26 protein-coding genes are annotated in these 22,677 nt (G+C 71.5%); 9 read left to right on the top strand and 17 right to left on the bottom strand.

From position 1 onward, the window contains the following. Window positions 1-58: 58 nt before the first annotated feature. Together JWN97_RS12750 and JWN97_RS12745 are read right to left on the bottom strand one after the other, a co-directional pair. Entirely contained in the window at window positions 59-793 is a 735-nt protein-coding gene (locus JWN97_RS12750) for a glutamine amidotransferase (RefSeq protein ID WP_297623093.1), read from the bottom strand. Then, window positions 790-1,938 (bottom strand): CaiB/BaiF CoA-transferase family protein, encoded by a 1,149-nt coding sequence (locus JWN97_RS12745; RefSeq protein WP_297623091.1) that lies wholly within the window; start codon window positions 1,936-1,938, stop codon window positions 790-792. The genes JWN97_RS12750 and JWN97_RS12745 overlap by 4 nt, the downstream gene beginning before the upstream one ends. Window positions 1,939-2,092: 154 nt before the next feature. On the opposite strand from JWN97_RS12745, the gene JWN97_RS12740 reads away from it, so the two are divergent. Both JWN97_RS12740 and JWN97_RS12735 read left to right on the top strand, forming a co-directional pair. Continuing rightward, a complete protein-coding gene (locus JWN97_RS12740) occupies window positions 2,093-2,644 on the top strand; it encodes a PadR family transcriptional regulator (protein ID WP_297623089.1) in 552 nt (183 codons plus the stop codon). Continuing rightward, on the top strand, window positions 2,641-4,656 hold the full coding sequence (locus JWN97_RS12735; protein WP_297623087.1) for an NADPH-dependent 2,4-dienoyl-CoA reductase: 2,016 nt from the start codon (window positions 2,641-2,643) through the stop codon (window positions 4,654-4,656). Before JWN97_RS12740 ends, JWN97_RS12735 begins: the two co-directional genes overlap by 4 nt. Window positions 4,657-4,678: 22 nt before the next feature. Here the strand turns inward: JWN97_RS12735 and JWN97_RS12730 are convergent, their stop codons facing one another. Further along, window positions 4,679-5,623 carry a hypothetical protein gene (locus tag JWN97_RS12730; protein ID WP_297623085.1) on the bottom strand — a complete coding sequence of 315 codons (945 nt, stop codon included), beginning with the start codon at window positions 5,621-5,623 and terminating at the stop codon, window positions 4,679-4,681. A gap of 147 nt (window positions 5,624-5,770) precedes the next feature. On the opposite strand from JWN97_RS12730, the gene JWN97_RS12725 reads away from it, so the two are divergent. From JWN97_RS12725 to JWN97_RS12715, 3 genes are read left to right on the top strand one after another with little or no spacing between them, the layout of a single operon-like run. Then, a complete protein-coding gene (locus tag JWN97_RS12725; RefSeq protein WP_297623082.1) occupies window positions 5,771-6,649 on the top strand; it encodes an alpha/beta fold hydrolase in 879 nt (292 codons plus the stop codon). Continuing rightward, window positions 6,646-6,999: a hypothetical protein gene (locus tag JWN97_RS12720; protein ID WP_297623080.1), complete on the top strand. Its 354-nt coding sequence runs from the start codon at window positions 6,646-6,648 to the stop codon at window positions 6,997-6,999. Before JWN97_RS12725 ends, JWN97_RS12720 begins: the two co-directional genes overlap by 4 nt. A gap of 18 nt (window positions 7,000-7,017) precedes the next feature. Continuing rightward, window positions 7,018-7,950: a threonine/serine dehydratase gene (locus JWN97_RS12715; protein WP_297623078.1), complete on the top strand. Its 933-nt coding sequence runs from the start codon at window positions 7,018-7,020 to the stop codon at window positions 7,948-7,950. A gap of 31 nt (window positions 7,951-7,981) precedes the next feature. On the opposite strand, the gene JWN97_RS12710 is transcribed toward JWN97_RS12715, so the two are convergent. The 4 genes from JWN97_RS12710 to JWN97_RS12695 form a co-directional block, all read right to left on the bottom strand. Beyond that, a complete protein-coding gene (locus tag JWN97_RS12710; RefSeq protein WP_297623076.1) occupies window positions 7,982-8,980 on the bottom strand; it encodes a beta-ketoacyl-ACP synthase III in 999 nt (332 codons plus the stop codon). A 31-nt stretch (window positions 8,981-9,011) separates the two neighbouring features. Continuing rightward, a complete protein-coding gene (locus tag JWN97_RS12705) occupies window positions 9,012-9,146 on the bottom strand; it encodes a hypothetical protein (RefSeq protein ID WP_297623074.1) in 135 nt (44 codons plus the stop codon). Window positions 9,147-9,216: 70 nt separating this feature from the next. Further along, entirely contained in the window at window positions 9,217-9,591 is a 375-nt protein-coding gene (locus tag JWN97_RS12700) for a PH domain-containing protein (protein ID WP_297623072.1), read from the bottom strand. 54 nt (window positions 9,592-9,645) lie between these two features. Next, window positions 9,646-10,062 carry a DUF1810 domain-containing protein gene (locus JWN97_RS12695; protein ID WP_297623071.1) on the bottom strand — a complete coding sequence of 139 codons (417 nt, stop codon included), beginning with the start codon at window positions 10,060-10,062 and terminating at the stop codon, window positions 9,646-9,648. Between the two features lie 151 nt (window positions 10,063-10,213). Between JWN97_RS12695 and JWN97_RS12690 the strand changes: the two genes are divergently transcribed. Next, window positions 10,214-10,888: a VOC family protein gene (locus JWN97_RS12690; protein ID WP_297623069.1), complete on the top strand. Its 675-nt coding sequence runs from the start codon at window positions 10,214-10,216 to the stop codon at window positions 10,886-10,888. Between the two features lie 28 nt (window positions 10,889-10,916). Here the strand turns inward: JWN97_RS12690 and JWN97_RS12685 are convergent, their stop codons facing one another. After that, window positions 10,917-11,048 carry a hypothetical protein gene (locus JWN97_RS12685; RefSeq protein WP_297623067.1) on the bottom strand — a complete coding sequence of 44 codons (132 nt, stop codon included), beginning with the start codon at window positions 11,046-11,048 and terminating at the stop codon, window positions 10,917-10,919. Between the two features lie 29 nt (window positions 11,049-11,077). Further along, complete coding sequence (locus JWN97_RS12680) at window positions 11,078-11,506, bottom strand: pyridoxamine 5'-phosphate oxidase family protein (protein ID WP_297623065.1); 429 nt, start codon at window positions 11,504-11,506, stop codon at window positions 11,078-11,080. Window positions 11,507-11,686: 180 nt separating this feature from the next. Between JWN97_RS12680 and JWN97_RS12675 the strand changes: the two genes are divergently transcribed. Continuing rightward, complete coding sequence (locus JWN97_RS12675; protein ID WP_297623063.1) at window positions 11,687-12,412, top strand: hypothetical protein; 726 nt, start codon at window positions 11,687-11,689, stop codon at window positions 12,410-12,412. Window positions 12,413-12,503: 91 nt separating this feature from the next. Next, a complete protein-coding gene (locus JWN97_RS12670; protein ID WP_297623061.1) occupies window positions 12,504-13,676 on the top strand; it encodes a nucleotide sugar dehydrogenase in 1,173 nt (390 codons plus the stop codon). 172 nt (window positions 13,677-13,848) lie between these two features. Here the strand turns inward: JWN97_RS12670 and JWN97_RS12665 are convergent, their stop codons facing one another. From JWN97_RS12665 to JWN97_RS12630, 8 genes are all read right to left on the bottom strand, one after another. Then, window positions 13,849-15,426: a glycosyltransferase family 2 protein gene (locus tag JWN97_RS12665; RefSeq protein ID WP_297623059.1), complete on the bottom strand. Its 1,578-nt coding sequence runs from the start codon at window positions 15,424-15,426 to the stop codon at window positions 13,849-13,851. Continuing rightward, window positions 15,427-17,217: a glycosyltransferase gene (locus JWN97_RS12660; protein ID WP_297623057.1), complete on the bottom strand. Its 1,791-nt coding sequence runs from the start codon at window positions 17,215-17,217 to the stop codon at window positions 15,427-15,429. Next, window positions 17,214-18,152, bottom strand: a complete 939-nt coding sequence (locus JWN97_RS12655) for a hypothetical protein (RefSeq protein WP_297623055.1) — start codon at window positions 18,150-18,152, stop codon at window positions 17,214-17,216. Before JWN97_RS12655 ends, JWN97_RS12660 begins: the two co-directional genes overlap by 4 nt. Then, window positions 18,152-19,207, bottom strand: a complete 1,056-nt coding sequence (locus tag JWN97_RS12650; RefSeq protein WP_297623053.1) for a sulfotransferase family protein — start codon at window positions 19,205-19,207, stop codon at window positions 18,152-18,154. Before JWN97_RS12650 ends, JWN97_RS12655 begins: the two co-directional genes overlap by 1 nt. A gap of 23 nt (window positions 19,208-19,230) precedes the next feature. Continuing rightward, on the bottom strand, window positions 19,231-19,635 hold the full coding sequence (locus JWN97_RS12645; RefSeq protein ID WP_297623051.1) for a hypothetical protein: 405 nt from the start codon (window positions 19,633-19,635) through the stop codon (window positions 19,231-19,233). Continuing rightward, on the bottom strand, window positions 19,635-20,378 hold the full coding sequence (locus tag JWN97_RS12640; protein ID WP_297623049.1) for a hypothetical protein: 744 nt from the start codon (window positions 20,376-20,378) through the stop codon (window positions 19,635-19,637). The genes JWN97_RS12645 and JWN97_RS12640 overlap by 1 nt, the downstream gene beginning before the upstream one ends. Then, window positions 20,375-21,367 carry a hypothetical protein gene (locus tag JWN97_RS12635; protein ID WP_297623047.1) on the bottom strand — a complete coding sequence of 331 codons (993 nt, stop codon included), beginning with the start codon at window positions 21,365-21,367 and terminating at the stop codon, window positions 20,375-20,377. Before JWN97_RS12635 ends, JWN97_RS12640 begins: the two co-directional genes overlap by 4 nt. A gap of 79 nt (window positions 21,368-21,446) precedes the next feature. Then, window positions 21,447-21,977: a hypothetical protein gene (locus tag JWN97_RS12630; protein WP_297623045.1), complete on the bottom strand. Its 531-nt coding sequence runs from the start codon at window positions 21,975-21,977 to the stop codon at window positions 21,447-21,449. Window positions 21,978-22,228: 251 nt separating this feature from the next. Between JWN97_RS12630 and JWN97_RS12625 the strand changes: the two genes are divergently transcribed. Further along, a complete protein-coding gene (locus tag JWN97_RS12625) occupies window positions 22,229-22,522 on the top strand; it encodes a GIY-YIG nuclease family protein (protein WP_297623043.1) in 294 nt (97 codons plus the stop codon). The last annotated feature ends 155 nt before the right edge of the window (window positions 22,523-22,677 follow it).

The raw sequence follows: 22,677 nt of genomic DNA, 5'->3' as shown, positions 1-22,677 counted from the left end.
GGTCGCTCACGTCCTCAGCCTAGGCGGGACGGACCAGCTTGTAACAGTGAGTTACACCTCAGCCCCGGGCGTACCGCTCGACGAACCCGGCCAGCAGCCGCACCGGCTCGGTGACCAGCGCCTCCCGGGCGGCGGACTTGAGCGCCTCCTGCTCGTGCGGGGCGTAGTAGCCGTGCGAGCTGTAGGCGTCGATGCGGTCGCAGATCGCGACCGGGTCGAGCTCGGGGTGGAACTGGGTGGCGTAGACGTGGCGGCCGAGGCGGAAGGCGTGGACCGGACAGGTGTCTGTCGAGGCGAGCAGCGTGGCGCCGGCGGGCAGCCGCGCGACGCCCTCCTTGTGGCCCAGGTAGGCGAGGAACTCGGTGGGCATCACTCCGAAGAGCGGGTCCTCGCGGCCGGCTTCCGTCAGCCGCACCGGCAGGGCGCCGATCGGCTCGCCGAAGGTCCGGTCCACGAGCCCGCCGCTCCGGCCGCCGAGCACGCCGATGCCGTAGCAGGCACCGAGGAACGGGAAGTCCGCCGCGACCACCCGGTCGGCCAGGGCGCGCAGGTCGGCCTCGGCGCCGCGCTGGGCCGCGGACTTCGCGTCCTCGGGGTCGGAGACGTTGAACGGGCCGCCGCCCAGGACGATGCCCGACCAGTCGGCCAGGTCGACCTCCCCGAGCGGCCCCTGCTCGAGGCGGACCCGCACCAGCTCGTCGGCTCGCAGGCCGCAGCCGGCCAGCACGGCGTCGTACTCCTGCTGGGCGACGTCGTCCTCCGCGCGGGTGCCGAGGAAGAGGAAGGGCCTCACGCCTGCGTCGCCGCCCCGCCGGCGATCAGGGCGTCGACGTCGTCGATCCCCCACGCCGCCAGGGCCTCGCGGGTGTGCTCGCCGGGCAGGTCCGGGCCCGCGCCGAGGGTGCTCGGGGTGCGGGAGAAGCGCGGCGCCGGGGCCGGCTGGGTGACGCCGTCGCGCTCGACGAAGGTGCCGCGCGCGGCCAGGTGCGGGTGCTGCGGCGCCTCGGAGAGGGGTACGACGGGCGCGACGCACGCGTCCGTGCCGTCGAAGACCTCGGCCCACTCGGCCTGCGTCTTCTCCTTGAAGCGCGCGGTCAGGGCGCTGCGGAGGGCGGGGAAGCCGGCCGGGTCGTCGCGGTCGGGAAGGTCGACGCCGATGCGGGCGACGAGGTCGGCCCAGAACTGCGGCTCGAGCGCGCCGACGCTCATGTGCCGGCCGTCGGCGGTCTCGTAGAGGTCGTAGTAGGGCGTGCCGCCGTCGAGCAGCCCCGAGCGCCGGGTCCCGGTGTCGAGACCCATCGCGGCGAAGGTCGAGGCCATCGCGTTGAGGTGGGCCGTGCCGTCGACGATCGCGGCGTCGACCACCTGGCCCTCCCCGCTCAGCCTGGCCTCGAGGAGTGCGGCGAGGATCCCGATGACGAGGTACGTCGACCCGCCGCCGAAGTCGCCGACGAGGTTGCTCGGGAAGTGCGGGCGCGCGCGGTCCTGCCCCATCGCGTGCAGCGCACCGGTGATGGCGATGTAGTTCATGTCGTGCCCGGCCGCCTGGCTCCACGGACCGTCCTGTCCCCAGCCGGTCATCCGTCCGAAGACGAGGCGCGGGTTGCGGGCGTGGCACACGTCGGGCCCGAGACCGAGGCGCTCGATCGCGCCCGGGCGCATCCCCTCCACGAGGACGTCGGCGCCGTCGACCAGCGTGAGGACGGTCTCCACGGCCGCGGGGTGCTTGAGGTCGAGCGCGACGCTCGGCCGGCCCCGGTTGAGCAGGTCGCTGCGCCCGCTGGCGAACATCCCGCCGCCGGGCCGGTCGATGCGGATCACGTCGGCGCCGAGGTCGGCCAGGATCATGCAGGCGTGCGGCCCGGGACCGATGCCGGCGATCTCGACCACCTTGACGCCTCGCAGCGGTCCGGTGCACTGGCCCAGCTCGTACGTCATGGGGTGGATTGTGACACCGGCGCTGTCAGGGTGGCGAGAGTTGGCGATCTGTGGACGAGCGGCAGCTCGACGTCCGCTCGTGGATCCCACGAGTGATCTTCGCCTCTACGCGATTGCTTGCAACTCGTTGCATAGGTGGACCACACTCCTCGTCATGGCCCTCGAGCACGCCCTCCTCGTCGCTCTCAGCGAGCGACCCGCGTCCGGGCTCGAGCTGACCCACCGCTTCGAGAAGTCCCTCGGCTTCTTCTGGCACGCCACCCACCAGCAGATCTACCGCGTCCTGGCCCGCATGGAGGCCGACGGCTGGGTCACGGTCGAGGTGGTCGAGCAGGAGGGTCGCCCCGACAAGCGGGTCCACACGCCGTCCGGTGAGGGCCGCCGCGTGCTGGCCGAGTGGCTCGCGACGCCGATGCCGATGGAGGTCTTCCGCAGCGAGGTCGCGCTCAAGCTCCGCGGGGCGTCGTACGGCGACCGTGACCGGCTGACGCGCAACCTCCTCGACCTCCGCGCCGACCACGCGACGCGGCTGGCGCACTACGAGAAGTTCGAGCGCGAGCAGTTCCCCGACCCCACCGCCCTCGACGAGGCCCGGCTCGACCAGTGGCTGGTCCTGCGCGGGGGCCTCCGGATGGAGCGGTTCTGGATCGACTGGATCACCGACTACCTGCAGGCACACGACGAGCGCACGGAGGCATCCGCATGAGCCACCCCACCTACCCCCACCTCCTCGAACCGATCACGCTCGGTGCCGGGCCCGACGCGCTGACCCTGCGCAACCGCGTCGTGATGGGCTCGATGCACACCGGGCTCGAGGACCACCCGTGGGACATCGACAAGCTCGCGGCCTTCTTCGAGGAGCGGGCGCGTGGCGGCGTCGGCCTGATCATCACCGGCGGCTACGCCCCGACCAAGCGGGGCTGGCTCAAGCCGTTCGCGTCCGAGATGACCAACCGCCTGCACGCGATGCGTCACCAGCGGATCACGAGCACCGTGCACGAGGCCGGCGGCGCCATCGCGCTGCAGGTGCTGCACGCCGGTCGCTACGGCTACCACCCGCTCTCACAGAGCGCCTCGGACAAGAAGTCGCCGATCACGCCCTTCAAGCCGAGCGCGATGTCGAGCAAGGACGTCGACCACACCGCGACCGCCTTCGCCAAGAGCGTCGCGCTGGCCCGGAAGGCGGGCTACGACGCGGTCGAGATCATGGGCTCCGAGGGCTACCTCATCAACCAGTTCCTGGCCCCGCGCACCAACGACCGCGACGACGAGTGGGGCGGCTCGGCCGCGCGCCGCATGCACTTCCCCGTCGAGGTCGTACGCCGCTCGCGCGAGCTGGTCGGCGACGACTTCCCGATCGTCTACCGGATCTCGCTGCTCGACCTCGTCGAGGGCGGCCAGACCTGGGAGGAGACCGCCGAGCTGGCGCTGCACCTGCAGGCCGCCGGCGTCACCGTCTTCAACACCGGCATCGGCTGGCACGAGGCCCGGGTGCCGACGATCATCACGCAGGTGCCACGCGGCGCCTGGCGCTCCTACACGGCTCGGCTCAAGCAGGTCGTCGACGTGCCGGTGTGTGCCTCCAACCGGATCAACACCCCCGAGCTCGCCGAGGAGATCCTCGCCGCGGGCGAGGCCGACCTGGTCTCGATGGCGCGTCCGCTGCTGGCCGACCCGGCCTTCGTCGCCAAGGCGATGGACGAGCGCGCCGACGAGATCAACACCTGCATCGCCTGCAACCAGGCCTGCCTCGACCACGTGTTCTCCAACGACCGCGCCTCCTGCCTGGTCAACCCGCGCGCCTGCCACGAGACCGAGCTCGTGCTGATGCCGACCCTGCGCAAGCAGACCGTGGCCGTCGTGGGCGCCGGCCCGGCGGGGCTGGCCGCGGCCACCAGCGCCGCCGAGCGCGGCTTCGACGTGACGCTCTTCGAGAGGTCGCCGGTGCTGGGCGGACAGTTCCGCCTGGCCATGGCGGTGCCCGGCAAGGAGGACTTCGCCGACACGCTGCGCTACTTCACCCGTCGCCTCGAGGTGCTCGGCGTCGACGTACGCCTCGGCACGGCGGCCTCCCCCGACGACCTCGCCGGCTTCGACCAGGTGATCGTCGCGACCGGCGTCGAGCCACGGATGCCCCCGATCCCCGGCATCGACCACGCGAGCGTGGCGTCGTACGCCGACGTGCTGAGCGGCGCGGTCGTGCCGGGCGAGCGGGTCGCCGTGATCGGCGCGGGCGGCATCGGCGTCGATGTCAGCGTCTTCCTCACCCACGAGGAGGAGGACCTCGACGACTGGATGGCGCACTGGGGCGTCGGCGACCCCGCGCTGACCGCCGGTGGCCTGACCGAGGCCAAGCCGCGCACGCCGGCACGCGAGGTGACGCTGGTCCAGCGCAAGACCACGCCGATCGGCATCAGCCTCGGGAAGACCTCGGGCTGGGCGCACCGTGCGGTGCTCAAGCAGTCGAAGGTGACCCAGGTCAGCGGAGCGACCTACGAGCGCATCGACGACGAGGGCCTCCACATCACCGTCGACGGATCTCCGCGCGTGATCGAGTGCGACACCGTCGTGGTGTGCGCCGGCCAGGACTCGGTGCGGGAGCTGTACGACGCGCTCGGCCACGGCTCGGCCCACCTCATCGGCGGCGCCGACGTCGCCGCCGAGCTCGACGCGAAGCGGGCGATCAAGCAGGGGACCGAGGTCGTCGCGGCGTTGTGAGACCGGCGGACCTCGGTGACGCTCATGGTGCGGAGCGCTCCTTGATCCTGTCCTCGAACCACAGCTCGAGCTCCCGGAAGGCCTCCGCGTCGAGCGCGTCACGAGGGTCCGCGACAATGTCGCGCTGGATGCGCTCCTGCGCTGCGGCGTAGAGCGCTGGACTCAGGGCGCGGGGCAGGTTGCGGACGTACCAGCCTCGGAACGTGCGCGCTCCCCACCGCTGCAGCGTGCGGGCGATCAACCCGGGTCGACCCCTGCGGACCCAGAACCCCACCGCCGTGCCGAGGACGAAGGCGACCCCGAGCGCCAGGGCCATGACGCCGAGGGTCGCCGCGATCTCGTCGCTGGCGAAGTTGTCCGCCACGTTGAGGACGTTGCCGTAGTAGACCGGGATCAGCACCTCGACCTGGTCGACGTAGGGACTCACCTGCTCGGCAGCGTCGGCGAGGTCGCTGATGGACTGGAGGTCGGGCTTCGCCTCCCACGCCGAGCGGACATGCCCGAAGGCCTCCTGCGTCTTGCCGAGGTCGAACCCGTCGATCCCGTCGTAGCCGTTGAAGGGGTTGAGGTCGAGGTCGATGTCGGTGGCCTCGTTGACAGCCTCCTTGGCAGCCGTGACCTCGTCGTAGGTCGTCTCGATGCCGCGGAGGGTCACCGAGCTCCGGTCGAGCGTCTCCTCGAGCTCCGCCTGGGGGAGTGTGTGCGCGTTGACGTAGTCGAGGGCGGACTGGATCTCCTGGCGGTGGTCGGCGACGTACTTCGCAGCGCGATAGCGCTCCATCAGGCTGGGCACCGCGGCGAGAGCGTCCTGGCCCTTGCCGCCCACCGTCTCCGCATCGCTCAGAGCGACGGCCGCGGCCGCGCCCGCGCCGTACGCCTTGATCCCGAGCTCGAGGACGGAGCCGATCAGGAGTCGACCGACCTCGAGCCTGCGCCGCAGCGCCGGACGATCAGGGCCAGTGGTCACAGGATTCCTCCGAGAGTCGTGCGGACCGTCCGCTCCGGCGGGCTACAGCCCCTGCTGCCCCCGACAGATGATCGCAAACGCCCCAACCGGTCCCACTGCCATGTGGGCCTCGTCGATCGAGCCACCCCCGGACGTACAGTCACCGACATGGCCAGCCCCCTCACCCCCGCCGCGACCTTCCTGGCCACCCTCGGCGTGCGCTCGCGGGCACGGGCGAGCTCGGACACCGTGACCTTCGAGCGACCCAGCGGCCCGCCCCCGATGCGTACGGCGCTGGGCGAGCTCGGCGCCGCGCTGGATGCCGCCCGCCTGGTCGGAGCCCTGCCCCGCCTGGCGTCGGCGCCGCGCGGCGACGGCCACCTCGTGGTGGACATCCCCGGCTGGAAGGCACCCGAGCTCTCCGGCCTGCCGCTGCGCACCTACCTCCGACGCCAGGGGTACGACGCCCGCGGCTGGGGCTTCGGCACGAACACCGGCAACCCCCGGCGCGACGTCGAGCGCCTGGCGGCTCGCGTGCTCGAGCTGGTCGAGCAGAAGGGGTCACCCGCCTCGCTGGTCGGCTGGAGCCTCGGTGGCGTGATCGCCCGCGAGGTCGCGCGCCTCCACCCGGAGGCTGTGCGCAGGGTGATCACCTACGGCACGCCGGTCGGCGGACCGTCGTACACGACCATCGCGCGCGCCTACGACCGCGGGCCCGGTGCCGGCGGCCACCGGGTCGCCCGGCGCCGCGACGAGACGGACCCCATCGCGGTGCCCCTCACGGTCCTGTTCTCGCGGCGCGACGGCATCGTGTCGTGGCAGGCGTGCATCGACCACTCGACCCCCGACGCGGAGCACATCGAGATCTCCTCGACGCACCTCGGCATGGGGTTCGACCCCGACGTCTGGGCGATCGTGGCTGCCCGCCTGCCACACCACCACCTCGCGGACCCTCCGCAGGGGTGGGCGCGCCGTGACACGGGAGCGCCTCAGCAGTTCAATCCCATGACAGGACACGACGCCACTCCCCCGGAGGCACCCGCATGACCACGACCAGTCCGGCTCCGGCGACTCTCCCCGCCGTCACCTGCGCACCCTGGTGCCTCGACGGCAACGGCCACGCCGACGTCCCCTTCCCGGAGGACCAGGTCTGCCGCGGCGACACCGTCGAGATCGAGCTGACGCACCGGCCGCTCGTGCAGGTCGACGAGGAGACCTGGACGCGCGAGACCGTGCGCCTCTACCTCCTGCGTCATCCCGGCGCGCTGCGCACCAGCGTGGAGATGTATCGCGGCGAGCTCGGGGAGACCGTGTCGTTGACGGTCGACGAGGCCGAGGCCCTCGGCCGGGCACTGCTCGATGCCGTCCAGCAGACCGGGGCCGGCCTCGGAGCGTGACGAGGGGACAATCCCCGCATGCTCACGCTCACTGACGTCGAGGCTGCCCGCGACCGCATGGCCGGGCGCATCCGTCGTACGCCGCTCCTGGCCGTCGGTGACGCGTTCGGCGGGACCGGCTGGTTCAAGCTCGAGCAGCTCCAGCACACCGGCACGTTCAAGGCGCGGGGCGCCTTCAACCGCATCCTCGGCGCCACCGAGGACGGCAGCCTGGACCCGAGCGTCGGGATCGTGGTCGCGTCGGGCGGCAATGCCGGTCTGGCCAACGCCTTCGCGGCGCGGGAGCTCGGCGTGCCCGCCACCGTCTTCGTCCCCGAGACCGCGCCGAGGGTGAAGGTCGACAGGCTGCGCACCTACGGCGCGGAGGTCGTGCTGCGCGGGAGCGAGTACGCCGCTGCGCACGACGCCGCGATCACCCATGCGCAGAGGACGGGCGCCGTCTACTGCCACGCCTACGACCAGCCGCCGATCGCGGCAGGCGCGGGCACGCTCGGCCTGGAGGTCCTCGAGGACCTCGGCGGCGCCGTCGACACCATCGTCCTGGCCGTCGGTGGAGGCGGCCTCATGGCCGGGGTCGCAGCGGCGACCGAGGGGCGTGCCCAGGTGGTCGGGGTCGAGCCGGTGACCATCCCCACGCTGCACACCGCGCTCGCAGCAGGTGCGCCGACCGACGTACGCGTCTCGGGCATCGCAGCCGACTCGCTGGGCGCACGGCGTCTCGGGGACATCGCGCACGAGGTCGCCGTGCGGACGCGAGTGCGGTCGGTGCTCGTCGGCGACGACGCCATCATCGCGGCCCGCGGGCTCCTGTGGGATCGCTACCGCATCGTCGTCGAGCACGGCGCGGCCGCCGCACTGGCCGCCGTCGCCAGCGGGGCCTACGTGCCTTCCCCCGACGAGCGGTTCGTCGTCGTGCTGTGTGGTGGGAACACCGACCCGACGACCCTGTAGGACGCCGCAGCTCTGCGGACCGGCCGCGGGCTCACGCCAGCGGCGGCAGCGCCACGACCTGCCCGGCGTAGCTGAGTCCGGCGCCGAACGCGATGAGCAGTGCGGTGTCGCCCGGCTTCGCCTCGCCCTTGCGCAGCATCGCCTCGATGGCGAGCGGGACGGACGCCGCGGAGGTGTTGCCGGAGTCGATGACGTCGGTCGCGACGGCGACGGACTCTGGCAGCTTGATGTTGCGGGCCAGGGTCTGGGTGATGCGCAGGTTGGCCTGGTGGGGGATGAAGGCGTCGAGCTCCTCGACCCCGACTCCCGCGAGGCGCAGCGCCTCGTGGGCGACCTCGGCCATCGCGAACGGCGCCCAGCGGAAGACCGCCGTGCCCTCCATCTGCACCACCGGGTGGTCGGTCGCGGAGTGACCCCCGAGGCAGCTGGGCGTCTGGGTGATCACGTGGGCCTGCGAACCGTCCGAGCCCCACGCCGTCGGGCCGATGCCGGTCGCGTCGGAGGGACCCACCACGACGGCCCCCGCGCCGTCGGCGAAGATGAAGGCGGTGCCGCGGTCGGTGGGGTCCATGAAGCGACTCAGCTGCTCGACACCGACCACCAGGACGTGCGTCTCCGCCCCCGAGCGGACCATCGACGCCGCGAGGTTGAGTGCGTGGCAGAAGCCCGCGCACCCGGCGGAGATGTCGAAGGCCGCCGCCGTGATGCCCAGGGCGCTCGCGACCTGCGGCGCGGAGGCGGGAGTGTGCTCGGGGTGGGTCGAGGTCGCGACGATGACGCAGCCGACCTGGTCCGCCTCCACGCCGGCGGCGGCCAGCGCGCGCTCGGCGGCGCTGATCGACATGCCGATGAGCGTCTCGTCGTCGCCTGCGAAGCGACGTGTCCTGATCCCCGACCGGGTCTGGATCCACTCGTCGCTGGAGTCGAGGACCTCGCAGATCTCGTCGTTGGTGACGACCCGCTCGGGCCGGTAGACCCCGAGGCCGAGCATCGCTGCGTGGGTGAGGTCGGTCGGCTGCTGGATCGTCATGGGGCGAGCATAGGCAGCCCTGCCAGCGGGCCTACGGTGCGCCGTCGGGCTGGGTCTCCGGGATCGGCGAGTCCGGCACCTGGCCGGGATCGATCGGGTTCAGGTCGGGGTCGCCGGACGGGACGATCTCGGGGTCGGCGTCGGGCTCGAAGGGTGTCGTGGTCATCACCCAGTCGTACGCCGATGGGTCGGTGACCGCAACGGCTTCCCACCCCTAGTGGTGGGCCGCCCGCAGCTCACAGCACGTGCTGACCGACCAGCTGGCTGATCTGCCGGATGTCCACACTTCCCTTGAACTCGAGGCGCACGCGCCCGAGCCCGCTGAACCACAGGTCCAGCTCGGAGTCGAGGTCGAAGGTGCCCGCCGTCTCCACGCTCCACGCCTGCACCTTGTTGAGGGGAAGCGATGTGTAGTCCCTCTTCTTTCCCGTCAGGCCCTGCACGTTGATGGAGATCAGGCGCTTGCTGGTGAAGACCACCGAGTCGCGCATTCCCTTGAACGCGAGCAGCACCTCCTCGCCCTGGATCAGGAGCGGCTCGAGCTCACGAGCCAGGCTCTGAGGGTCCACGGGTCCGAGCTTGACGAAGGTTCCGTTCTGGAAGTCGATCACCGGCACACCCTAGGCGCGGGCTGAGCCCCGCGAGGCAGAACGCGAGCTGTCACGTCATGCCAGCAGGCGCACGGTCCGCTCGTCCTCGAGGCCGTCGTAGTAGCGGTCGAGGACCTCGGCGAAGACAACCTCGTCCGGCGCGGCACGGGCGAACAACGTCATCGACGACCTGAGCTTGATCGCGTCGATGACGCCGAGGACCTGCTCGGCCGAGCGATCCTCGATCGCCAGGAGCGCCCGGCAGCACTCCCGCAGCCGGGGTCCGAGCACGTCGTGCTCGAGGTAGCCCCGCGCCTCGGCCAGGTCGGCGATCGCGAAGGCGCGCGTCGTGACGCTGAAGCCGAGGCCGGCGAGCTGCGGGAAGACGAACCACATCCAGTGGCTCCGCTTGCGGCCCGCGTGCAGCTCGGCCAGGGCGCGGTCATAGGTCTCGCGCGCGTCCTGCGCTGCCACGAATCGTTGGAGGTCCACGGGACCAGTGTGCGACAGCCGCGCCTCGGCGCGGGCGCGCCTGAGCCCGCGCTACCTCGCGCGCACCCACGGATCACCTCGAGCCCGCCCTCGCGCACGTGGTTGGTCAGCGATGAGGAAGCGTGTCGGTCGGCTCTGGTTGACTCCTTCCATGGCGCTCGTGACCTGGCAGGACCTGTGCGTCGACGCGGTCGACGTCGTGCGGATGTCGCGCTTCTGGGCGTCGGTCAGCGGGCTCGAGGTCGCCGACCCCGAGGCGCCGGCGAGGCTGCGGGGGCCGACGAGCCGGCACACGCTCTGGGTCAACGAGGTCGACCGGCCGCGTCACGCGAAGAACCGCGTCCACCTCGACGTCGACTGCGCGTCGGTGGACGAGCTGGTCGCTCTCGGGGCGACGGTGACCGCCCCCGCGGAGCAGACCGGCCTGGGCTGGACCCGGATGGCCGACCCGGAGGGCAACGACTTCTGCGCGTTCGTGCGCCTGCCCGAGCGGCTCCCGTCCTACCGCCTCCACGGGATCGGCATCGACTGCCGCGACGCCCGGGCGCAGGCCCGGTGGTGGGGCGACCTCTTCGGCGCCGAGCCGACGTACGAGTCCCAGCACGACTGCTGGACCCTGACCGGCGTCGCCGTCGACGAGCGGATGACGCTTGACTTCGCATCGGTGCCCGAGCCTCGCAGCAAGCCCAACCGGGTGCACTGGGACGTCCAGGGAGACGTCGACGAGCTGCTCGCCCGTGGGGCGACCAGGCTGTGGGACCAGCCGCGGTGGACCGTGCTCGCCGATCCGGAGGGCAACGAGTTCTGCGTCTTCGCGCCGGCCTAGGGGCGCGCGATGGGTCAGGCCCGCGCCATCAGGGGCGCTTGCGGCGCTCCTGCACCTTGGCCACGGCGCTCTTGATCTTTGCCTGGTTGTGCGGCTTGCGCGCCTCGTCGTAGACCTTCTTGGCAATCGCGAGGGCGCCGGCCTTCTTCATCATTCCCATGCCCCCAGCGTGACAGTCGGGGCCAAACCTCACTCGTGCAGCGTCAGGTGCAGCCACGGCCGCGACAGCATGAACGCGCGCCCGGTGACCACGCGAGGCCGGATCTCGACCACGTTGTACTTCGGCGTCCCGACCCACGGACGGAGCGGCACGTTCTCCGCACGGTGCTCCTCGTCCTCGTCCAGGATCCGCGCCGACCCGCGTACGACGACGCTGCGGGCGTGCTCGTCGTCGTAGCGGTCGATCTCGAAGGCGACCTCCGAGGCCATCGCCACCGACAGCAGCTTGTTGCCGCCGGCGGTGCGGAAGAGCAGCGTGTCGTGGTCGACCGCGTAGTTGATCGGGGTGATGTGGACCTCGTCGACCAGACGGAAGGCGAGCCGGCCGAACTCCTCCTCGTGCAGCATCTGCCAGCACTCGTCCTGGCTGAGCCGGGTGACGCCCTCGTCGTCGCTCATGGCGATCACTCCTTCGCGCTGCTGGTGTCCTGCTCCGACGCTAGGCGACCTCCCCGGAGGACGGCAGGGCAGAAGGTCCCGAGAAGAAGCGGGGAGATCGCACCAATCCGTGATGCGGGTCACTCCGAATCCCTCGAAAGCCGTCGACCAGGCGGTGCCTCCGACGAAGGGTTCCTCGCCATGCGCCTCCCCTCCATCCGCCGCCCGTCGCCCTCGATGGCCGTCTCGATCATGGCCCTGCTCGTGGCCTCGACCGGCACGTCGTACGCCGCGGGCCTGATCGGCTCCGACGACGTCAAGAACAACTCGCTGACCTCCATGGACATCAAGGACAACTCCCTCAAGGGTCGCGACATCAAGGACGACGTCCTGGGGTCCAACAAGATCCGCAACGGGTCGCTGAAGTCGAAGGACTTCAAGGCGGGCCAGATCCCGGTCGGCCCCGCCGGCCCCGCCGGCGTGGGTCGGTGGGCCCTGGTCGACGCGACCGGCGCGATCATCGCCCAGTCCGGTGGCTTCGCCGTCACCGCCGCCTACCCGACGCTCGCCCCGATGGGCACCGACACCGCGGGCCTGCGCGCCAACGGCAACGTCTACATCAACGCCGGCGAGAACCTCGCCAACAACGGCGTCCTCGCGGTCATCGCGCTGCAGAACACCGTCGACCAGAACGGCGACACGATCACCAACGGCCGCGCCGCCGGCGCCGACGCCAACCCGGAGTTCTCCGGCGAGATCTCCGCGGCCGTGTGCCAGCCGGGCGTCGTCAACTGCGCCCCGCCCGGCACCGGCAACTCCAACCACGTGGTCATCAGCCCGCGCAACAGCGACGGCAGCTTCACGACCGACGGCGCCCGCAAGCGCTTCTACGTGGTCGTGACCGGCGACTCCAGCGACCGCAGCTGATCGCAGCTCCACCACGACGTGTGGCGAGGCGGTCGCCCCGGCGACCGCTTCGCACCACCTCCCGGCCGCGCGCGTGCGGCAGACTGACCCGGTGACCACGAAGATCTCCGTCGCCGGCCTCGGCTACGTCGGCCTGTCCATGGCGGTGCTGCTCGCCCGACACAACACCGTGGTCGGCCTCGACCTCGACGCCGCCCGGATCGAACGGCTCCGCCGCGGCGAGAGCCCGATCCACGACGACGACATCTCCCGCTTCCTGGCCGAGGAGGACCTCGACGTCACCTTCACCACCGACGCGGACGAGGCCCACACCGGCGCGGACTTCGTGGTCATCGCGACGCCCACCAACTACGACGCGGTGACGAACTACTTCGACACCGGGTCCATCGAGTCGGTGATGCGCGACGTGATGCGGCTCAATCCCGACGCGACGATGGTCGTGAAGTCCACCGTGCCGGTCGGCTACATCGACGACGTACGCACCCGCCTGGGCACCGACAACGTCATCTTCTCCCCCGAGTTCCTCCGCGAGGGCAGGGCGCTGCACGACAACCTCCACCCGGCCCGGATCGTCGTGGGCGAGGACTCCGATCGGGCCCGCGCCTTCGCCGACCTGCTGGTGAAGGGCGCCGACGCCGACGACGTACCGGTCCTGCTCACCCAGCCCACCGAGGCGGAGGCGATCAAGCTCTTCGCCAACACCTACCTCGCGATGCGGGTTGCCTACTTCAACGAGCTCGACTCCTTCGCCCTCTCCCGCGGGCTCGACACGCGTCAGATCATCGACGGCGTCGGGCTCGACCCGCGGATCGGCACGCACTACAACAACCCGTCGTTCGGCTACGGCGGCTACTGCCTGCCCAAGGACACCAAGCAGCTGCTGGCCAACTACTCCGACGTCCCGCAGACGCTGATCTCCGCGATCGTCGACGCCAACAGGACCCGCAAGGACTTCATCGCCTTCGACATCCTCGACCGCGGACCGAAGGTCGTCGGCATCCACCGGCTGCTGATGAAGGCCGGCTCCGACAACTTCCGGGAGTCGTCGGTGCAGGGGATCATGAAGCGGGTCAAGGCCAGGGGCGTCGAGGTGGTCGTCTACGAGCCCGAGCTCGACGCCGACTCCTGGTTCGGCTCCGAGGTCACCCACGACCTCGCCTCCTTCAAGCAGCGCGCCGACCTCATCGTCGCCAACCGGATGGTCGAGGAGCTGCGCGACGTGGCCGACAAGGTCTACACGCGCGACCTCTTCGGCGCCGACTGAGCTCCGTCGGTGGAGCGGTGGTGGAGCCACCTTCCTGCGCTGCTGACTGTGGCTGGATCACCGCAGTTGCGCGAGCCACGCTGACACGCGCCATCAGCGGTGGCGGAGCCACACTCTGCAGCCCGCGGATGTGGCTGGATCACCGCTCGGCACGGGGACGATCAGACTCGGCTCAGCGGCGGCGGCCGAAGATCCCCCGCTTGCCCTGATCGGGGTCGGCGACGGCCTCGGGCGCGGAGCCGAGGCCGGCCGGCGGCAGCACGTCGGTTCTGCGCAGCGCCTTCATCAGCCGGTTCTCCGACTTCGCCGGGTCCATCGGCGGGCGGGCGCCCAGGGTGAAGCGCTCCACGTCGCGCTCCTCGACCGGCACGAAGCCGACCGACGCCGCGGCATAGGTCTTCACACCGAACGACTCGTCCAGCAGCGCGTCGCGGTCGTCACCGTCGGCCGCGAGGCGGGCGACCCGGGCCAGCGCCGACGTGCGCTCGAGCCGCGCGACCGCTCCCCCGTCGTACGACAGCAGGCGGGCGCCGTGGTGGGTGCGGTCGAGGTCGTCGAGGAGCGCTGACAGCGTCGCGGGCAGCGGGGCCATCGAGACGTCGGGGAGGGTCAGGACGAACTCCGCGTCGGAGGAGGCGGGCGGGCTCTCGACCAGGCGGACCCGCGGCTCGTGGAGGTAGGAGCGGTGCACGATGCGGGTCTCCAGCACGGGGTCCTCGACGGGCTGGACGCGGTCGTCGTGGACCGATCCCCACGGACCGACGAGCGTCACGCGCAGGTCGGGGACGTCGCCGTCGAGGAGCGAGTCGACGACGTGGACCGTCTCGTCGGCCGGCCCTGCGGTGACGACGACCTCGAGATAGGGCACCTGGTAGGCGCGCCCGCGGCGGTTGCGCTTGGGCCGCATCGTCGGCACGAGGTCGGCGAGGTAGGGGTCGTTGTAGCGGTTGACCTGCTCGGCGCGACGCAGCACCTGCGAGCGGCCGAGGTGCCAGCTCTTCGCCTCGCGCTCGACGACGAAGACGCCGCCGGCCTGGGCGAGCGAGTGGCCGAGGTGCATGTCCTCGCCGAGCCGCAGCGTGCGGTCGAAGCCCGCGGAGTCGAAGTAGAGCGCCTTCGACACCGACCCGGTCATCCCGATGTGGAAGCGCTGCGCCCGCGGCCCGGCGGTGCGCAGGTCGTCGGTCTTGGCCCAGTAGTCCTCGACCCACTGGTGCGGCTCGTGCTGCTCGCCGGGGAAGAGGTCGGCGGCCCCGCCCGCCACCACCCGGTCGCGTACGACGGCGGGGTCGAGGTCGAAGAGGGACGCCGGGTCGACGAAGCGCTTGTCTCCACCGGGCACGGCGTAGTCGACGAGGTGGTGCCAGCGGGCGTGCGCCTCGACCTCCTCGCGGTAGGCGAGCATGTCGGCGTCGTACCAGTGCAGCACGTCGCCCTCCGCGGCGAGCGCGCCGAGGTGGCAGGCATTGGCGCGGCCCCAGCCCTCCTCGACGCGGATCAGCCTGGTGTTCTCCGGGCGGACCTCGGGCAGCTCCTGCGTGGGCGAGCTCTGGTCGTCGACGACGAGGACCTCGAGCAGGTGCGCGGGGTAGGACTGCGCGGCGAGACCGGCGAGGACGTAGGGGAGCGTGCGCTGGTAGTTGAACGTCGGGACGACGACGGTCACCGACAGCGTCGGCTCCCAGTCACCGAGGGTCGGCGGGGTGAGCGCGCTCCAGTCGTTGTGGCGCACCACTGGTTGCCGCGGCATTCACTGTCCCCCGTCCTGTGGTCCGGTCTCCGACGGACTCGTGCCGGGCCGGTCGAGCGGGTCGACCTCCAGCGCCAGGCTCGGCCGGAAACCGGTCCACTCGGAGGCCACGATGTCAGGTCGTCGGAACTCCTCGTCGTCGCGCTCCCAAGTGTGTCCCTCGCCGGTGCGCCGCAGGACGTAGCCGAGGCCGTGCGTGCGGTAGATCCGGCCGCCCGCGGCCTCGACGCCGGCGAGCAGCTGCGCGTCGACGAACCTGCGGACGCGGCGGAAGTCGCCCAGGGAGCGGAGCAGCCCACGATCCATCAGCAGCGTGCCGCCGGCCACGAAGCGGGCGAAGATCTCCGAGGGGTGGTTGCGGCGCACGGTGAGGTCGTCGCGGTGGAGGTAGACGAACTCCGACGGCATGCCGACCACGTCTGCCCCGGAGAAGCGACGCGCCATCAGCAGGTCGTGGACCGCGTCGGGTGCGTACCAGTCGTCGTCGTCGACCTTGAGCAGCACCTCGCTCGACGCGGCCCGCGCGGCACCGGTGAGCACGTCGCCGAAGAACTCCGACTCGTCGAAGGTCAGCACCTGGTGCGGCCGGTCGCCCAGCGCCCGGCGTACGGCGTCGCGGTCGGGCTCGAAGCCGTGGGCGGCCAGCACCAGCTCGACGTCGGCGCCTCGCTGGCGCGCGACCTGGCGCAGCGCGAAGTCGAGCATCTGCGGCCGCTTGGTCGCCAGCAGCGCGCTGACCGCGGGCAGCCCGACGTGTCGTACGCCGGCGCGCGAGGCGAGCGCGGACCGCCAGGCCAGCGTGGAGTGGTGGTCGAAGGCGGCGCGGCGCACCGCGAGGCTGTGCTCCTCGCGCCGCAGCGGGTCGTCGAGGTCGACAGGCGCGTCCAGTGCCGCGGCCAGGGGCGGGGCGACGTCGATGACGCCACCGGTCTCCAGCGGCACCCCGGAGATCGCCAGCGCGAGGAGGTCGGCGGTCGGCGTCTCCGCGGAGAGCCGCACCCCCTGGAAGGCCCGCGCGGCCGCGACGACACCCTCGGTGACCGGTCCGCGGCTGATCCTCGCGAGGTCGACCACCGGGTGGTCCCAGTCCTTGCGAAAGCCCATCGGGTTGAAGACCCGCTCGTCGACCGGCTCCGGGCCGGGGTCGGTGACCACCGTCGGCGCGCGGTCGATGACGTGGTGCCCGGCGACCTCGCCACCGCGACGGGCGATCACGACGTCGGGCGGCACGTCGCGTGCGGCGTCGCCGGCACCGGTGACGTCGGGCAGGACCACGCTGCGCGCGTCGAGGCCGGGAGCGGCGGGCCGACCGGCGTACGAGACGACGAGCCCCCCGTGCGTGGTGTCGCCGGGTCCGGCTGCCTGCCGCGCCATCTCCATCACGACCAGCTGCGCGCGGGCCCCGGCGGCGAAGCGGACGACCGTCAGGACCCCGCGGTCACCGGCCTCGCGGGCGGCGAGGTGCACGAGCCGCGGCCACTCCGGACGGGGCACGAGCACCCACGGGGTGGGCGCGTCGGTGAGCCAGCAGGCGACGACCTTGCACTGCCCCAGCAGGGGTACGGCGCTCGCCATCCGTCGCAGCCGGGACCGGTCGGCGGCGACGACGAGCACGGAGCCCCAGCCCTTGAGCGGTCCGGTGAGGGCGGAGAGGGTGACGATCTGCGGCTCGATGCCCGCGACGTCCTCGATGCCCTGCAGCGCGTCGAGCGCCAGGCTGTCGGAGTCGTCGACCAGGACCAGGGTGGGGCCCGGGAGGCGGACGTCGTCGAGGGGGTGCTGGGAGGTCACGGCCGCACGCGCTCCTTCAGGGACGAGGGCAGCGAGTGCTGCACCAGGGGACGGGGTTGGCGCCAGAGCCAGTCACGGCTGACGTGGTCGATGATGTGCACGCCCGGCGGCGCGGTCACCTTCACCAGGCCGCCGAGCGCCTCGGGGTCGCCGTTGCGGATCGCCTCGTCCACCTCGAACTCGCGCAGCTTGCGGTAGAGGCGGGTGTTGGTGAAGTCGACGCCGTCGCGCCGCCAGTGGGCGTACTCGTCGGCGTCCAGCCACTTCACCTCGACGCACAGGCCCTGCTGCAGCACGATCCGCTCCACGCCCGGGGGGAACTCGCGCAGCTCCCAGTCGAAGGCCTTCACGAAGGTGAAGTCCGGGCCCATCGGGTAGACCCACGGCTCCAGGAAGCGCAGCGAGAGGTCGAGCCACCCGGTCGACTCGTCGACCACGGTGAGCGGGTGACGCGGCATCGCGACGATCGCACGGGTCGGCTCGAGCTGCCACGACAGGTCGCGCAGGATCCCGGCACCCTCCGGCGTGAGGACCATGTCGCCGTCCCACTTCATCGAGTAGGTCGTGCGGACGTGGGAGAAGCACCAGTTGTAGAAGTGGGTCAGCGAGTGGACGCTCGTCGCCGGGGTCGCGAGGTGCTCCCCACCCGCACGCGCCACCCGGTGGGGGTAGTCCAGGACCGTGAGCCGGTCGGCAGCCCCGCAGTGGTCGGCGACGCGGCGCGCCACGTCGGCGGTGCCGTCATCGGAGCCGTTGTCGACCAGCAGCACGTGCTGCACCGCGGAGAAGATCGGGGGCAGCACCCACGGCAGGTTGCGCGCCTCGTTGCGCACCCGGAAGACACAGGTGAGGCCCGGCGCCAGCGGCTCCCCCGAGGTCCACGGCCACGTCACGTCGTAGGCGGGATCCCCCTCCAGCGAGGCGATGTCGGGCATCAGGCGGATCCTTGGGGGCGCTCCCGGCCCAACGCCTGGCGCAGCTTGGCCCGCGCGGCGGGCGGCACCATGGCGCGCACGGCGTGGGGCACCCGGTCGGCTCCGCTGCGGCCGGACTGCTCGCTCGCCTCGCGGCGCGCCTGTGCTGCCGCCGTACGCCGCTGGGCCACGACGGTCGAGTGGGCGAACGCCTCTGCCTCGGCGTACTGAGCGGCGTAGGCGGTGCGCAGCTGGTCGCACCACTGCTGATTGTCGCTCGAGTCGTCGCCGGAGAGGGCGTCCAGCGCCTGCCAGGTCTCGTCGGCGAGCTCACGCAGCCGGTCGGGCACGCCGATGTCGTCCCAGGTCATCGTGACCCGGCGCAGCGAGGGGTCGATGAAGCGGTGCACCTCGGCGATGTCGACGGCCATCGCGGTCTTGACGGCGGCCAGGTCGAAGACCTCGCCGAGCGCGAAGACGGGCCGGGTCCAGTCGTCGAGGAGGTCGCCGTAGTGGACGAAGGCGCGCTGCTGGCCGCGGGTGGCGCGCTCGGTGTGCAGCATCATGTTGACCCAGGCGGCGGTGCGGGTGATGGCGCCCTGGTCGGACCCGGCGCCCATCTGGCCGTAATAGGTCTGCTTGGAGCCGACCACCTCGGTGACCGGCCGCAGCATGGTGACGTACGACGACGTGGCGTCGCAGCGGTCGGCGGCCGCACGCCACAGGCCGAGGAACCAGGAGGCTCGCGGGTCCTTGATGACGAGCTCGTCACCGACCGCGAGCTGCTCGGCCAGCCACGCCGTGACGCGCTCGCGCGTGGCGTGGTCGCCGCTGGTGGTGCCGGTGTCGAGCCACGCGCGCGGTCGCGCGTCGGAGACCTGGACGTTGCTGCGCTGGAGCAGCTCGTGGTGCAGGTCGACGACCCAGCGCGGCTCGCCGAAGCCCTTGGGGTTGGTCGCGTCGGCGACCACCTCGGGCTGCGGCACGTGCAGGCCCAGCGTGCGCAGCGTCCCGGCCATCGTGCTCGTGCCGCTGCGGCCCGAGCCCACGACGAACACGACGCGACGACTGCTCATGCGTCGAACACTATCGGTGGGGCTCAGTGCTCCGGGTCGGCCTGCTCCTGCTGGGCCCGGGCGGCGGCGTTGGCCTCCTGGAAGGCCTCGTCGTCCTCGAGCTCCTCGCGCAGCGCGGTGAGGTTGGTGGAGAGGTGCACGCGGGCCACCTCGGCGCTCGGGTCCTCGTCGACGCCGGAGGCGATGTCACGCCACGACGTCTCACCCGCATCCACGCGCCGCTGGAGGCGCTCCTGGTCGGGACCGAGCTCGCCGCGGCGGGCCTGGCCCTGCATCTCCTGCATGCGGCGGGCCGACTCGGCCTTGAACTTGTCGCGCTCGGCGCCGAGGTGGGCCGCGAGCTGCTTGAGGGACGCGGTGGCCTCGCGGGCCTGCTGCCGGGACTCGGCGAGGGCGGCCTGGAGGCCCGGGTCGTCGGAGAGTGCCATCAGAATCCCTGCTCGGCGGAGTCGTCGGTGCGGTTGCCCGCGTCGGCGTGCTGCGCGGTGCTGATCGAGGTGAGCACGGTGTTGGCGCCCCCGAGGCCGGCGTTGACGTAGCGCAGCACCTTGAGCAGCGCCTCGGCGGCCTTGGTGAGCTTTTCGATCGCGCGCAGCCCGTTGTGGATCAGCTCGACCACGCGGCGGGCCTTGCCCGGCGCCGTGACCCCGGCCTTCACCCAGCCGATCGGTCCCGCCAGGGCGGAGACGATGAGCTCCTGGATGATGCTGTCGATGAAGTCGATGGCGATCACGAGCACGTCGAGCGTGGCCTTGCCGACCTCGATGACGTGCCCGAGCTGTTCGGCGATGTAGCCCGAGGCCTCCTGCTGGTCGGCGTGCATCTCGCCGATGTCGCCCATCCGCGACGTCGCGGCGCTGCCGGCGGGTCCCTGCCACACCGACGGCAGCTGTTGCCCGAGCGACGTGTAGTTCTGCCCGACCCCCGCGCACGCGTTGCCGACGTTGCCCCATGCCAGCTGCATCGAGGAGACGGCGTTGAAGTCGCCGGCGACCGGCTTGAAGAGCGCCTCGAGCAGGCTCCACCCGGTGATCTTGTCGACGATGCCGTCGATCGCCGGGATGATCAGGCCGCACTCGCCCTTCTTGTCCTCGATGTACTGCCCCTGCGTGCCCGGCGGGGTGCCGCCGGAGACCGCGGAGATCGGGTTGACGTGCTCGGTGATCGTCATCGGCCTGCCCACTCCTGTGCGCTCTCGTCCTCGTGCTCGGACTCGTAGTCGTCGTACTCGTCGAGGTCCCCGGCGTTGTCGCCGATCTCGTTGACGCTGTCGACGAGGTCGTTGACCCCGTCGACGGTCTTCTTCCCCTCGTCGTAGAGGTCCTGGTAGGTGCTCGCGGTGCTGCCGATGTCGTTGCGACGGTCGTGGTCGGCCGAGTCGCGCGAGCGGGAGTCGGCGTAGGCGTCGTTGGCCCGGTCGCGGGCGTCCTCCTCGCTGGCGCCGCCGGCGATCGCGCGGTCGTACTCGTCGTTGTAGGCGGTCTCCGCGTTGCGGTTGATCCGGTCGTGGTTGACCGTGTCGGCCCGGCCGTCGATGCCGTCGGCCTTGGCGTACTGCAGGGCCTCCTCGTCGCTGTAGCCCATCGAGTGGTAGTACTTGTACTCGTCCGTGCGCCGCTCGATGGCGTCGTTGACGCGGTCCTCGGCGGCCTTCTGGGGGTCCATCCACGGCGGCACCTTGTCGACGTCGGTGCGGGGCTTGACCTTGTCGCCCAGCGCCTCGGAGCCGTCGGAGATGCCCGGGTGCTTGTCCTCGAGGTCGGGGATCTTGGCGCCGTCCTGCGGGGCGTTGGTCACCGGGCCGCCGGGGGTGTCGTTGCCGCTGCCCGCGGGGTCGTACGGCGGGAAGTCGGCCGGCGTCGGCGACAACGCGCGGAAGCGGTCGTACGTCGCCTGGTCGGTGTCGAGGTAGTCGTCGCGGGAGTCGATGAACGCGTCGCTGACCTTGGTGGCGACGGCGCGGGAGTCACGCATGCCGTCGTGAGCGGTGCTCACCGCCGACTCATAGCTGCCCTGGAAGAGGTTGAGCACCCCGGAGAACGCACCGAAGTTGCTGCACGAGGACCGGATGTAGTCGTCGATCGTGCCGATGTGGTCGTGCTGCCGGGACGCGACCTTGGACGCTGCGGTCAGCGCGTCGGGGTCCACTTGAAAGCTCACGGTTGCGGTCCTTGTCGGAGTCGTCGAAGTCGACCCGACTCCTACCCACCGCCACCACCGGCAAACGCGGAAAGCCCCGTCAGAGCGGGGATTCGCCCTTCCTGACCCTCGATCGCACCCGGAACCAGCCCGCGATCATCACCAGCAGGGCGACCATGCCGAGCGCCCAGCCGATGGTGCTTCCCCAGGCCTTCTCGGCGGTCGTGCGCCACTCGCCCGACGTCTCGTAGACCGTGATCTCGTCACCCTTCTCGTAGTCGCCGAGGCGGCGCAGCTCGTAGAGGGCGGAGGCCTGCGTGCCGTCAGGAAGCTCGAAGACGACCGACGAGTACTCCGGCGAGCTCGACCCGGCGCGGCTGGGCCCGAGCTCCTCGAAGCCGAGGACCGTGGCCTCCTGCGTCGAGACGCCCGACGGCGGCTGCCGGCTGTCCCAGAAGTCGAACAGCCGCCAGCCCACGACGACCACCATCAGGAGCAGGGCGACCAGGGCCACCCAGGTCATGCCGTAGTTGTTCGACGAGCCTCCGGAGAAGCCGCCACCCGGAGCACCCGAACGGTCGGGCACCGGGCGGTCGGGGACGGGACGGTCAGGAATCTGGTCGTCGGCCATGCGGGCAGTCTGCCAAAGCGCCGGACAGCGACCCTCGCCGGTTGAGCCGCGTCGAAGCCCAGGCCACCCTCCGTACACCCGCCGCCGGTTGAGCCGGGCGAGGAACGAGCCCGAGTCGAAACCCAGGCCACCCTCCGCACACCCGCCGCCGGTTGAGCCGGGCGAGGAACGAGCCCGAGTCGAAACCCAGGCCATCCACAGATCGAACGAAGGCCCTGTCGCGTTGTCAGCGGGTCGGCTGAACTGAGCCGATGGCCTGGACCTACATCCTCGAGTGCTCGGACGGCAGCTTCTACGTCGGAAGCACAGTGCACCTAGAGCAGCGGGTGTACGAGCACCAGGAAGGATTGGGCGCCGTCTACACGAAGCGCCGGCGACCGGTCCGGCTCGTGTGGGCCGCCGACTTCGCGCGGGTGGACGAGGCCTATTTCTACGAGAAGCAGATCCAGGGCTGGTCCCGGGCGAAACGGATCGCCCTGATCGAAGGTCGTGAGACCGACCTCCCCGAGCTCGCTCGTGGCTACTGGCGTACGAAACAGGACTGAGCCCTGGTCGCACCTCGGTTTCGACACGCTCGCTGCGCTCGCTGCTCAACCAGCGGGCCGTCACTCTCCCGAACGAGCCCGAGTCGAGACCAAAGCCACCGCGGCCCCTTGGTTTCGACACGCTCGCTGCGCTCGCTGCTCAACCAGCGGGCCGT

This window comes from Nocardioides sp., from assembly GCF_025965415.1.
Lineage (GTDB): Bacteria > Actinomycetota > Actinomycetes > Propionibacteriales > Nocardioidaceae > Nocardioides.
This window is presented reverse-complemented; position numbering and strand designations above follow the sequence as displayed.